We start from the raw sequence: 12,202 nt of genomic DNA, 5'->3' as shown, positions 1-12,202 counted from the left end.
CGACACCTCAATGGGATCTGACGTCATGACTTTGCCGATGAGCTGGAACGAATGGACGCAGCATGACGGCGTCGGACTTGCAGCGCGCGTCCGCAAGGGCGAGCTGACGGCGAAGGAATTGGCGCGTCAGGCCGCGGCAGCCGTCGCCAAGGTCGATCCGACGCTGTCGGGCGTGGTCGAGCTGTTCGACGACGTGATCGCCGATCCCGCCAAGGACGGCGCCAATCTCTCAGGTCCGTTCGCCGGCCTTCCCTTCCTGATGAAGGACCTCGGTCCGACCATGAAAGGCCGGCTCCAGGAGATGGGCTCGCTGTTGATGCGCGGCAATCGCGCCGCGGCCGACACGTTCCTCACAGGCAAATTCCGCCAGGCAGGTCTCAATCTGATCGGGCGCACGACGACGCCGGAATTCGGCGTGTGCTCTTCGGCCGACAATCCCGCCGTCTATGTCACCCGCAATCCCTGGAATACCGACTACACCACCTGCGGCTCGTCGGCCGGCAGCGCCGCGATGGTCGCGGCTGGCGTGGTGCCGATCGCGCACGCGACGGACGGCGGCGGCTCGATCCGCATCCCCGCCGGCGTCAACGGCAATATCGGATTGAAAGTCTCGCGCGGCGTGTTCTCGCTGGCGCCGCATATGTCCGATCTCACCGGCCTCGTCTCGATCCAAGGATGCCAGTCGCGCTCGGTGCGCGACACCGCGGCTTTCGTCGATCATGCGCGCGGGCCCGCACCCGGCGAGTTCATGCCGTTCTGGACCACGGCACAGCCTTATTGCGAGATGATCAAGCGCGATCCTTCAAAGCTGCGCATCGCGCTGTCCCACACCTGGGGCGACTACACCGCGACACCGGAGATCGCGGCCGAATTGGAGAAGACCGGACGCTTCCTCGAAGGCCTCGGCCATCACGTCGACTACGCGCTGCCGAACCTCGATTTCCGCGCCGCCTTCGCGGCCCAGACCACCTGCTACATCTCGAATTTTTCGGTCGTGATCTCCAACATGCTCGCCGCGCGCGGACTGGAGCGGCCGCCGGAAGATCTGATCGAGCCGATGAACATCCGGATCTGGGAAGCCGGACTTCACACCAGCTTTGCCGACCGGGCCAGAATGCAGGCCGTGTTCAACACGACCTCGCGCGGCTTCGGCAGCTTCTTCGAGCAGTGGGACGTGATCCTGACGCCGATCACGGCGCTGCCGACGCCGAAGGTCGGCACCAAAGAATATCTCACCACGTCCGACAATCCTGACGTGCTCGACTGGTTCGGCAATCTCTGGCGCTTCTTTGCCTTCACGCCGCTCGCCAATCTCTGCGGCATGCCCGCAATCTCGATGCCGATGGCAGCCCAGGACCACGGCCTGCCGCTCGGCATCCAGGCCATCGCGAAGCAGGCCAATGATGGCCTGCTGCTGCAGCTCGCCGCCCAGATCGAGCGCGCGCTCGACGGCAAGTGGAATGACGGGAAGAAGCCGAAGGTGCATGTCGGCTGAGATTTGGACGACTTTGTCGAGACCCGATTCGATAAGCCTCAGTTCTTCACCGCCGGGATCGTCTCCGCCCGCTCCTGCTGTCCGAGCTTGAGCATCGCGAGCGCCTTGTCGATTGCTTCGCGCAAGGCGAGCGCCGCGGCCGGGCTGCAGCGCAGATGCGCAGTCTGGACCACGTCCACCCTGACGGCGGCACCAACAGGCATCAGGAGGTTTGCGGCAAGCTCGATCTGGATCGCACCATTATGGTGTCCGAAGCAGGATGCGCCGTCGAAATAGATGATCGGCGCCCGTTCGGAGCTTGAATTGGAAATGATCACGGGTCCCTGGTTGGCGGGCGTTTCGGGGTCAGCCATGGGATACTCCTCGCGGCAATGGTACGCCCACCATCGTTGCTTCCACCTGATCTGTCGAGGCAAAACCGGGCTTGCAGAGGCTGCATGCGGGGTTTTGCGCGGCGCGCGACACTGGTCTAGAACGTCACCATGTCTACCTTATCGCCCACGCTTCCGTTCGAGGAACTCGCCGAGGCCATCAAGGGCCGCCGTTCCGATTACGGCCATATCAGCGGGCTCCAGCTCGACCGGTTCGCGCCGGGCGAGGCCTGGTCGAGCCTGCCCTATCGCCCCGTCTTCGTCGGCGATACCGAGACTGGCGTGCTGCATGGCGGCGTCGTCACCGCGATGCTGGATGAGAGCTGCGGCATGGCGGTGCAGCTCGCGCTCGACGGCACCAGCGCGATCGCGACGCTCGACCTGCGCATCGACTACCAGAAGCCGGCGACGCCCGGCCTCGCCATCAAGGCGCATTCGGTCTGCTATCGCACCACGCGCTCGATCGCGTTCGTCCGCTCCACGGCCTACCAGGAGTCCGAGGACGATCCTGTGGCGACCGCCACCGCCTGCTTCATGATCGGCGCCAACCGCACCAACATGCTCGCGGACCGCCCGATGGCGGAGCGCAGCATTCCGACTCTGGAGGCGCCTGACGATCCCAACGGTCCGTTCGCCAACAGCCCGTTCGCGCGCGCCCTCGGCATTCGCGTCAATGAGGACGGCACGCTGATGATGCCGTTCTCGCCAAAGATCATCGGCAACCCGATCCTGCCCGCCATCCATGGTGGCATGACCGGCGCCTTTCTCGAAACCACAGCGATCATCGGCGTCCGGCGCGAACTCGGAATCGCGACACTGCCGAAGCCGATTGGGCTGACCGTCAACTACCTACGATCCGGCCGGGCGCTGGATACCATTGCCAATGTCTCGATCGTGAAACAGGGACGGCGTATCGTCGCCTTTGAGGCACGCGCCTGGCAGGACGAGCCGGGGAAGCCGATCGCCTCCGCCTTCGGCCATTTCATGCTGCGTCCGGCGCCCGGAAACGACGAGGTATAGGCGTATTTTACTTGACGGAACGGACCCTGACGTCGAAGGCTTGATGTCGAACGCTGAACGTCGAAGGCTTGGGACTCAACGATAGCGCAAGCTCGCGAAAGGTATTCGGTTGCGACACCCGATCGACATCATCGCCATGTTTGCCGCCATCTGGCTGCTGGCCTCGATGGTGCTGGACGCGGTGACGCCGAAGGAGCTGACGGCGGTCATGATCGCCATCGCGATCGGACCCGCCGTGGTCATCACCGCCGTGTTCTACTATCTGCGCTGCCCGCGCACCGATTTCGCGGTGATGTTCGCTGCGCTCTGGCTTATCTCCGACATCGCGATCGCCTTCATGTCGCCGAAGGAGCTGCCGCAGTTCCTGATCGCGCTCGGTTTCGCGCCCGCCGCACTGATCGGCATCGTGCTGCACTGGCAGCGCTTCCAGCGCCGCCATGAGCAATTGCCCGCGCCGTCGACGAAGCGCGGCTAGCGCCCTGTTCACCTCTCTGCGACGGGGAGAGGTCGGATTGTGCTCGGACAACGCATGAGCGTGACGTCATCACGCTTGTTTGTTGGGGTGTCAGTCTTTCGCAATCGCCCGGTCATAGGCCTCGATCGTCGCTTTCGCGCGCGCAGCGACGTCGGCGGCCGACATGCCTGATTTGTAGAGGCTGGAACCGAGCCCGAAGGCCGTCACGCCGCCCTTGATGTATTCGGCAAAATTCTGGTCGGAGACCCCGCCGACCGCCGCGATCATGACGCCTGCGGGCAGCACCGCGCGGATCGCGGCAATGCCGGACGCACCCAACACACTCGCCGGAAAGAACTTCAACCCTGAGGCGCCGGAGCGCGCCGCGAGCAGCGCCTCAGTCGGCGAGAACACGCCGGGCAGCGTCACCATGCCGTGCTGATGCGCGCGCGCCAGCACCTCGGTGTCGACGTTCGGCGAGACCATGAGCTTACCGCCGGCGTCGTTGAGGCGATCGACATCCGCCGCTGATAGCACCGTGCCGGCGCCGATCAACACGTTGGCAGGGACGAGCTTCGCGGCCATGCCGATCGAGCGGAACGGATCGGGCGAGTTCAGGGGAATCTCGATCGCGGTCATGCCGGCCTCGATCAGCACGCCGACGATGGCCTCGGTCTCCTCCGGCTTGACGCCGCGCAGGATCGCGACCAGGGGCCGCTTCATCGGTGGAAAGGGAACGCTCATCACAAATGTCCTCTCACTTCGTCCAGATCGCCGCCGATGCCATCGAGAGGCCTCGGCGAACCGCTTCATCCGCGTCGATCGGCTTCACGTCGAGCGTCAGCGCCTCGAAGGCGAGCCGGTACAGCGCCGCCAGCCGACCCGACGCAATCAAGGTGATGCCGGCTTTCGGCACCGTGCCGGACAGGCCTGCCGCAAGCTCGGCGCCGATCAAGGTGCCCGACAGCGTCTCGCGGGCCGCGGCCGGCGTGCCGCCGAACAGCAACTGGCGCGACCTTGCGGTAAACAGGAGATTGGCGGTGAACGCCGGCGCATCGAACGCGGCTTTCACGGCGGCCTTGAAGCTCGCGACGTCCTCGGCATCATCAGCGCCGGCGATGGCAAGCGACAGGATCGTCTCGCGCGAGACGACGCTGAAGAGCTCGCCGGTCATGAAGGTCGAGAAATGCGTGACCGTGCCATCCTTCACCCGCACCCATTTCGAATGGGTGCCGGGCATGCAGACCAGGGCGTCGCCCGCAGCCTCGAGACTGAGCGCGCCGAGCAATTGTGTCTCCTCGCCGCGCATCACGTCGGGCGCTGCTGCGTCGCGCTGTGCGATGCCCGGCAGGATGCGGATGTCGCGCACCTCGCCCGGCACGCGGGCGGCCTGCTCGAGGACCGCGGACAACGGCGCCGGCGTGTCGACGTAGCCGGCCTCAACCCAGCCGGTCTTGGCCCCCGCCATGCCGCAGATCAAAACCGGCAGACGATCCGGCGCGCTGACGGCCGCCAGGTGCGATTGCAGCACGCCTGGGAAGCCGGCCTTGGCCGCCGCCAGCATGCCCTCATCGCTGCGGCGCTCGGCCAACACCTGGCCGGTGCGATCGACAACCCAGAGGCGAAAGCTGCTGGTGCCCCAGTCCACCGCGGCGAATGCGGGTTCGGTCATTTCGAATCGTATCCCTCGTCTCACCGCCGGGACGCCGTCTCGCGACAATGAGACGGACGCTCGGCAAATCTGCCCCGGAATATCGGCTATTACCGCTCTAAACCAGCCTTTTCTCACGGCTCTGAGACGCAAAGCGCGCTGGCACACCGCTTGCTGAAGCTGTTTCTGTTCAAGGGAACGCGCAGCAAGACGCGTCAACATCAGATGAGGAAACCCATGGAGATCGGCTATTTCACGATGCCTTCGCATCCGCCGGAGTGCGGCCTGAAGGAAGGACACGATTGGGACTTGCAGGTCCTGCGCTGGCTCGACGAACTCGGCTATCAGGAAGCCTGGATCGGCGAGCATCACACCGCGCCCTGGGAACCCAATCCCACGCCGGACCTGCTGATCGCACAGGCCCTGATGCAGACCAAGCGCCTGCGCATCGGCCCCGGCGGCTTCCTGCTGCCCTATCATCATCCGGCCGAGCTCGCCAACCGCGTCGCGATGCTGGATCACCTCTCCGAAGGCCGGCTCAATTTCGGGGTCGCGGCCTCAGGCTTGCCGAGCGACTGGGCGATGTTCAACGTCGACGGCATGAGCGGGCAGAACCGCGACATGACGCGCGAGGCGCTGGAGATCATCCTGAAACTGTGGAGCGAGCCGGCACCGTTCACGTACAAGGGCAAGTTCTGGACGGTGACCAAGCCCGACACGATGTTCGACTTCCTCAAGCCGCACATCAAGCCGCTGCAGGCGCCACATCCGCCGATCGGCGTGGCCGGACTGTCGAAGAACTCGGACACGCTGAAGCTCGCCGGCGAACGCGGCTTCATCCCGATGAGCCTCAACCTCAACCCGGCCTATGTCGGCAGCCATTGGGACTCGGTGGAGATCGGCGCCGCCAAGACCGGACGCAAGCCGAACCGCGCCGACTGGCGCCTGGTGCGCGAGGTGTTCGTCGCCGACACCGACGAAGAGGCGTGGACGCTCTCGACCGGCGACATGATGGGCCGGATGATGAGCGAGTACTTCCTGCCGCTGCTCGGCCATTTCGGCTTCAAGGACTATCTGAAGCACGCCCCCGATGTGCCCGATAGCGACGTCACCGTCGAATATTGCGCCAAGCGGAACTGGATCGTCGGCTCGCCTGCGACCGTCGCCGAGAAGATCGAGAAGATCTATGACGAGGTCGGCGGCTTCGGCGTGCTCTGCGTGTTCGGCTTCGACTACAAGCACAAGCCGGAGGCCTGGCACCACTCGCTTTCGCTGCTGATGAACGAGGTGATGCCGCGCCTGAAGCATCTCGGCTCCGCAAAGAAGGCAGCTTGACGCTTCGCGGGTGCGGCGCGAACCTGCCGCACCCGCTACTGTTCCGGAGATGTCTGCGTGAGCGTCGACGCAAAGGATTTCAAGCAGGCGATGCGCCAATGCGCCGGCGCGGTCGCGCTGGTCACCGTCGGCGCCGAGCACGGCAAGCGCACCGGGCTGACGGTGACGTCGGCCTGTTCGCTGTCGGACAATCCGCCCTCGCTGATCGTCTGCGTCAACCGCAAAGCCAGCGCGCACACCCGCATCCGCGAGGAAGCGGCCTTCGCGATCAACTTCCTGCACGAGGATCACGCGCTGCTGGCACTGACCTTCAGCGGCCAGAAGGGCGTCAACGGCGACGACCGTTTTGCCTTCGGGCAATGGACGCGCGGGGTCACGGGCGCTCCGGTGCTGACCGACGCGGTCGCAGCATTCGACTGCGTGCTGGCGCAGGAATTCGAGACCAGGACGCACTCGATCTTCGTCGGCGAGGTGCGCGGCGTATTGCATTCCGCCGCGGCAGCGCCACTGGTGTATTTGCGCAGCAGCTTCCACACCCCACACGAAATCCGCGAGACCGTTTCAGTCGGCGACCTCGATTCGCGGCATCTGAGCTGGATGGATTTTTCGTAAGGGCGAGCTACTGCGCGCTCTCGATCTTCAGCTGCTTGATCTTGCGATACAGCGTGGCGCGGCTCAGCTTCAGCGTCCGCGCAGCTTCGGTGACGCGGCCGCCGTGCTTGCGCAGCGCTTCGACGATCGTCGCGCGCTCGGCGGCTTCGAGAGCCTCCGTCGCTCTCCCGCCGAACGGCGGCAGATCGAGATCGGCCTCCATGATCACGCCATCCTCGGCCGTGCAGCCGGCGAGCCGCAGCACGTGGCGGAGCTGCCGCATGTTGCCCGGATAAGAATAGGCTGCGAGCAACGACCAGGCCTCGCCCGAGATACGGCAATTCGGCGCTTCCTCGCGCGCGATCTGGCGGACGATGTCATCCCGATCCGCGCGCTCGCGTAACGCAGGCAACCGCACCTCCATGCCGCGCAGGCGGAAATAGAGGTCGGTGCGGAAGGCGCCTTCCTCCGCCATGCGACCGAGGTCGCGATGGGTGGCGCTGATCAAGCGGATATCCACCGGCACCGGCTTGAGCGCGCCGAGCGGCCAGACCTCGCGGTTCTCCAGCACGCGCAACAGCCGCGTCTGCAGCGCGATCGGCATGTCGCCGATCTCGTCGAGGAACAGCGTGCCGCCGTCGGCCTGCACGATCAGGCCTTTCGACCCGTCGCGCCGCGCGCCGGTGAAGGCGCCGGCCTCGTAGCCGAACAGCTCGGCATCGATCAGGCTCTCCGGCATCGCCGCGCAGTTCAGCGCGACGTAATTGTTGCGCGCGCGGTTGCTGGCGGCATGGATGGCGCGCGCGAACGCGTCCTTGCCGACGCCGGTCTCGCCACGCAGCAGCACCGGCAGATTGTGATCGCCGATGCTCCTCAAGCGCTTCACGCTCTTGACCAGGCCTGGATCTCGGCCGGCGAGCCGGTGCAGCGCGTCGAAGCGATCGATCGGAGCATCACGGCGAAGCGTGGACGATCTCGCGCGCAACGGCGGGGCAATGTGGCTCCGACCGAGCGGCCGGCCATCGGCGCGGCGCAGCTCGACGATGTCGTCTGCGTTGCGCGAATGATCGAGCTTGATGTAGCGCGACAGATCGATGCCGGAGGCGATCAATCCGTCGGTCAGGCCGAGCAAGGCGCGCGCCGAGCGGCAGGCGCCGACGATGCGGCGGTCCTCGTCAAAGGCGAGCAGGGCGTTGCCGCCGATATCGGGCACGGTCGCGATCCAGGCGTTGCGGAAATGATCGCGGAAGATCGCACGCTCCATCCGCCGCGTCGCTTCCGTCGTCACCGCAAGCGCCAGCTGATGCGCGGCACGGCTGAGGTCATCGCGGCAGGACGTGATGTTGACCGCGCCGGCGAGACGTCCGGCCTGGTCGAACAGGGGCGTCACCGCGCAGGAGAAGATGCCCCACTGCTCGCGAAAATGCTCATCGCGATGGACCAGGATGGGCTTTTGTTCCGCAAGGCACGTGCCGAGCCCGTTGGTGCCTTCAAAAGCTTCCGAAAAATTCGAGCCGGTATAGACCTTCCAGCGCAAGAAGATCTCGGTATCGGCCTCGCCGGGCAAGCGGCTGAACAGCATGGTCGCGTTCGCGTCAGCGAGATTGACGCAATAGCCGGCGTCGCGGAGCACGCGGGCGAGATCGTCGAGTTCGGGCGTCAGCAACCGGATGGTCTCTTCCAGCGGCTCGGCGACGTGACGGATCTCGGCCTCAGTCAGCGTCTGCGGCGGACCCTGACGGGCGGGGTCGAGCTTGTGGCTGATCAGGCAGCGCCGCCAGGAGTTCGCGATCCGCGACTCCGCATCGACGTCGGCCACATGATTGGCGACGGACAAGACACGGGCGACATGGTTCGAGGCCGAAAGGCTGGCCATCGCGGACGTCTCCACCCTGTATTCTGGTGCAAAGTCTGGCACCAAAGGCGGGGATGTCAATCGGGAACCGGAACGCAGCTATTGCTGCACCGCCCTCACCACGTGTCGATGCACGGCCGCTTCTTGTCCGTCCTTGGCGCCGGCTTAGGCACCGATCGCAGGCCCGCCATGATCCAGCGCCGCGTCTCCGCGGGGTCGATGACGTTGTCGATCTCGAACACCGACGCGATCGAGACCGCCTTGCCGTTGGCATAGAGCTCGGCGACCTTGTTGCGATAATAGGCCTCGCGCTCCTCGGCGTCGGCGATCGCTTCCATCTCCTTGCGGAAGCCGAGCCGGACATAGCCTTCGAGGCCCATGCCGCCGAACTCGCCGGTCGGCCAGGCCGCGGTGAAGAACGAGGCGTGGAAGCCGCCGCCGATCATCGACTGCGCCCCGAGCCCGTAGCCCTTGCGCAGCACGATGCCGAACAGCGGCACGGTAAGGCTCGCGCCCGTCACGAACATGCGCGAGACGTGGCGCACGATCGCGGTCTTCTCGGCTTCGGGGCCGACCATGAAACCGGGCGTATCGCAGAGCGAGACAACAGGCAGATCGTAGGCGTCGCAGAGCTGGAGGAAACGCGCGGCCTTGTCGCCGGCGTCGGCATCGATGGCGCCGCCAAGATGGCGGGGATTGTTGGCGATGAGGCCGAACGGCTTTCCCTCGATGCGGATCAGCGCGGTGATCATGCCGAGACCATAGTCGCGGCGCAGCTCCAGCACGCTGTCCTTGTCGGCGACGAGATCGATCACGTTGCGGATGTCGTAGACACGCAGGCGGTTCTCCGGGATGGCGCGCCGGAGCAGGCGCTGATCGGCGGCTTCCCAGTCCTTCACGGCGCCCTGGAAATAGGACAGGTATTTCTGCGCGACTGATGTCGCCTCCTCCTCGTCCTCGACCAGGATATCGATGACGCCGTTCGGCGACTGGAACGAGACGGGGCCGACTTCTGCCGGATGATAGACGCCGAGGCCGCCGCCTTCGATCATCGCCGGGCCGCCCATGCCGATCGAAGCATTCTTGGTGGCGATGATGACGTCGCAGCAGCCGAGCATCGCGGCATTGCCGGCAAAGCAATAGCCGGAGACGACGCCAATGACAGGCACGAGGCCGGAGAGCTTTGCGAACTGCACGAAGGATGGCCCATCAAGCCCGGTCATGCCGAGCCGGTCAGTGTCGCCGGGCCGGCCGCCGCCGCCTTCGGCATAGAACACCAGCGGCAAACGCCAGTCTTCCGCCAGCCTGAGCATGCGGTCGATCTTCTTGTGGTTCATATGGCCCTGCGTACCCGCGAGCACGGTGTAGTCATAGGCCACCACGATGCAGCGCGCGGCGTCTCCGCCGAATTTTTCGGCGTTGACGGTGGCGACACCCATGACGAGGCCGTCGGCCGGTGTATTCTTGATGAGATCGTCGAGCTTGCGCCGGCGCCGCTGCGCGGCAATGGCGAGGCTGCCATATTCCATGAACGAGCCGTCATCGACGAGCTGCGCGACGTTTTCGCGCGCCGTACGCTGGTTGGTGTTGCGCCGGCGCTGGACAGAGGCCGGACGGTTTGCATCGAGCGTGTTGGCCTGCCGCGCGATCAACTCGGCAAGATCGGGGCGGATATGGTCGAGATCGATATCGGTCTCGACAGACGACGCATCGGCAGCGACATCGAGCGGCTCCAGATAGAGGATCGGTTCGCCATGTAGCAGCGTGACGCCGTCGCCTGCTGCGAGCTTCATGACGCGGCCGCCCTGCTCGGCCATGACCAGATGCTCCATCTTCATGGATTCGATCACCGCAAGTTGCTGGCCCGGGCGCACGACCTCGCCTTCCCTGACCTGAATGGTGACGATGGTGCCCTGCAGGGGCGCTGCGACCATCACCGCGCCTTCAGGCACGGCTTGCGCGATTTGGGCCTCCGTGCCGTGAGCGCCGCCTCGCTCAGCCGCGGCAAAGTACAGCGGCTTGGCCGCGCCATCCGCCGCCTCGACCAGCCTGGCGATGTTGCGATCGATGAAGTCGGTCGCGATGAGATTGGTCCGGAAGTCTGGGTGCGCCAGCACGGCCTGAAGGAAGGCGATGTTGGTGACGACGCCATCGATCCGGAATTCGCGCAGGGCTCGCGAAGCTTTGGCGACCACGTTGTGCCAGGCTTCGCCCGGCGTATGCACGATGACCTTGGCCAGCAGCGAGTCAAACGCCGCGCTGGTCTTGTAGCCGGCATAGCCAAAACTGTCGACGCGGACACCGGGTCCCGACGGTGGCTCGAATACCGCGAGCACGCCCCCGCTCGGATGCGTCGCACCCGTCGCGTCCAGCGTCTCCATGTTGACGCGGAGCTGCATGGCATAGCCGCGAGGCTTCGGGATCGCGCCCTGCGCGAGACCGAGCGAGGCCAGCGATGCGCCCGCGGCAATTGCGAGCTGGGCGCGGACGAGGTCGATGCCGAGCACCTCTTCCGTCACGGTATGTTCGACCTGGAGCCGCGGATTGGCCTCGATGAAAGCAAAGCTGTCCTCGGCGGTGCCGTCGACCAGGAACTCGAACGTGCCGAGATTGTCATACGAGGCAGCCGCGGCGAGCTGCTTGGCGGCCTCGATGATACGGCCGCGCAAGGCGTCGCTCAGCGACGGGCTCGGCGCCACCTCGATCAGCTTCTGATGCCGGCGCTGGACGGTGCATTCGCGCTCCCACAGATGAGAGATCGCGCCGTGATGATCCCCGATGATCTGCACCTCGATGTGGCGCGCCTGCCGGATCAGCCGCTCGGCATAGACGCCATCAAAACCGAACGCCGCCTTGGCCTCGGATTGGCAGCGCGCATAGGCTTCCGCGAGATCCGCGGCGTTCTCGACCACGCGCATGCCACGTCCGCCGCCGCCGGCCATCGCCTTGATCACCACCGCCGCACTGTTGCCGAGCGAGGTGAAGAACGCCGTGATCTCGTCGAGCGACGACGGCCCGCTGGTGCCGGCAATGATCGGCACACCGCAACGCTTTGCCAGTTGCCGTGCGGCGACCTTGTCGCCGAACAGTTCCAGCGCGGCCGGCTTCGGTCCGACGAAGACGACGCCCGCATCCGCACAGGCTGTTGCGAACGCCGCGTTCTCGCTGAGAAAACCGTAGCCGGGATGCAGGGCATCGCAGCCCGCGCTCTTCGCCGCCTGCACGACAGCTTCGATATCGAGATAGGCCCGCGCGCCGCGACCGGGAATTTCGACCGCCTCGTCGGCAACGCGCACATGCAACGACAGCGCGTCATCGGCCGGATGGATCGCAACCGTGGCAATGCCGGCGTCGGCCGCGGCGCGGGCGATGCGGATGGCGATCTCGCCGCGATTGGCGATCAGGAGCTTCTTGAACGACATCGCTCTCT

General features: G+C 65.6%; 10 protein-coding genes. 5 read left to right on the top strand and 5 right to left on the bottom strand.

All coding sequences use genetic code 11. From position 1 onward, the window contains the following. Positions 1-25: 25 nt before the first annotated feature. Positions 26-1,495 carry an amidase gene (locus ACVWZ4_RS17860; protein WP_456737349.1) on the top strand — a complete coding sequence of 490 codons (1,470 nt, stop codon included), beginning with the start codon at positions 26-28 and terminating at the stop codon, positions 1,493-1,495. A gap of 38 nt (positions 1,496-1,533) precedes the next feature. On the opposite strand, the gene ACVWZ4_RS17855 is transcribed toward ACVWZ4_RS17860, so the two are convergent. Then, entirely contained in the window at positions 1,534-1,848 is a 315-nt protein-coding gene (locus ACVWZ4_RS17855) for a hypothetical protein (protein WP_456699512.1), read from the bottom strand. A gap of 129 nt (positions 1,849-1,977) precedes the next feature. On the opposite strand from ACVWZ4_RS17855, the gene ACVWZ4_RS17850 reads away from it, so the two are divergent. Both ACVWZ4_RS17850 and ACVWZ4_RS17845 read left to right on the top strand, forming a co-directional pair. Next, complete coding sequence (locus ACVWZ4_RS17850) at positions 1,978-2,886, top strand: PaaI family thioesterase (protein ID WP_456740862.1); 909 nt, start codon at positions 1,978-1,980, stop codon at positions 2,884-2,886. 109 nt (positions 2,887-2,995) lie between these two features. After that, the gene (locus tag ACVWZ4_RS17845) at positions 2,996-3,361 is read left to right on the top strand and encodes a hypothetical protein (protein ID WP_456699514.1); all 366 of its coding nucleotides are present in this window, start codon (positions 2,996-2,998) and stop codon (positions 3,359-3,361) included. Positions 3,362-3,451: 90 nt separating this feature from the next. On the opposite strand, the gene ACVWZ4_RS17840 is transcribed toward ACVWZ4_RS17845, so the two are convergent. Together ACVWZ4_RS17840 and ACVWZ4_RS17835 are read right to left on the bottom strand one after the other, a co-directional pair. After that, positions 3,452-4,084, bottom strand: coding sequence for a 2-dehydro-3-deoxy-6-phosphogalactonate aldolase (locus ACVWZ4_RS17840; protein WP_456740861.1), 633 nt, complete (start codon positions 4,082-4,084; stop codon positions 3,452-3,454). 13 nt (positions 4,085-4,097) lie between these two features. Further along, positions 4,098-5,012, bottom strand: a complete 915-nt coding sequence (locus ACVWZ4_RS17835) for a 2-dehydro-3-deoxygalactonokinase (protein WP_456740860.1) — start codon at positions 5,010-5,012, stop codon at positions 4,098-4,100. A gap of 216 nt (positions 5,013-5,228) precedes the next feature. Here ACVWZ4_RS17835 and ACVWZ4_RS17830 point away from each other — a divergent pair, with 216 nt between their 5' ends. Next, positions 5,229-6,326, top strand: coding sequence for an LLM class flavin-dependent oxidoreductase (locus tag ACVWZ4_RS17830; protein ID WP_456742229.1), 1,098 nt, complete (start codon positions 5,229-5,231; stop codon positions 6,324-6,326). A 57-nt stretch (positions 6,327-6,383) separates the two neighbouring features. Beyond that, a complete protein-coding gene (locus tag ACVWZ4_RS17825; protein ID WP_456740859.1) occupies positions 6,384-6,938 on the top strand; it encodes a flavin reductase family protein in 555 nt (184 codons plus the stop codon). Positions 6,939-6,945: 7 nt separating this feature from the next. Here ACVWZ4_RS17825 and ACVWZ4_RS17820 read toward each other — a convergent pair whose 3' ends face one another. Then, entirely contained in the window at positions 6,946-8,793 is a 1,848-nt protein-coding gene (locus ACVWZ4_RS17820) for a sigma-54-dependent Fis family transcriptional regulator (protein ID WP_456740858.1), read from the bottom strand. Positions 8,794-8,888: 95 nt separating this feature from the next. Next, entirely contained in the window at positions 8,889-12,194 is a 3,306-nt protein-coding gene (locus ACVWZ4_RS17815) for a carboxyl transferase domain-containing protein (protein ID WP_456740857.1), read from the bottom strand. Positions 12,195-12,202 lie beyond the last annotated feature (8 nt).

The organism is Bradyrhizobium sp. USDA 4472, assembly GCF_054058595.1.
The sequence above is the reverse complement of the archived record's forward strand: the minus strand, read 5'-3'. Positions and strand labels throughout refer to the sequence as shown.

Coding starts and splice junctions, on each gene's coding strand:
- ACVWZ4_RS17860 (WP_456737349.1), top strand. CDS start 26: ATGACTTTGCCGATGAGCTGGAACGAATGGACGCAGCATGACGGCGTC.
- ACVWZ4_RS17855 (WP_456699512.1), bottom strand. CDS start 1,848: ATGGCTGACCCCGAAACGCCCGCCAACCAGGGACCCGTGATCATTTCC.
- ACVWZ4_RS17850 (WP_456740862.1), top strand. CDS start 1,978: ATGTCTACCTTATCGCCCACGCTTCCGTTCGAGGAACTCGCCGAGGCC.
- ACVWZ4_RS17840 (WP_456740861.1), bottom strand. CDS start 4,084: ATGAGCGTTCCCTTTCCACCGATGAAGCGGCCCCTGGTCGCGATCCTG.
- ACVWZ4_RS17835 (WP_456740860.1), bottom strand. CDS start 5,012: ATGACCGAACCCGCATTCGCCGCGGTGGACTGGGGCACCAGCAGCTTT.
- ACVWZ4_RS17830 (WP_456742229.1), top strand. CDS start 5,229: ATGGAGATCGGCTATTTCACGATGCCTTCGCATCCGCCGGAGTGCGGC.
- ACVWZ4_RS17820 (WP_456740858.1), bottom strand. CDS start 8,793: ATGGCCAGCCTTTCGGCCTCGAACCATGTCGCCCGTGTCTTGTCCGTC.
- ACVWZ4_RS17815 (WP_456740857.1), bottom strand. CDS start 12,194: ATGTCGTTCAAGAAGCTCCTGATCGCCAATCGCGGCGAGATCGCCATC.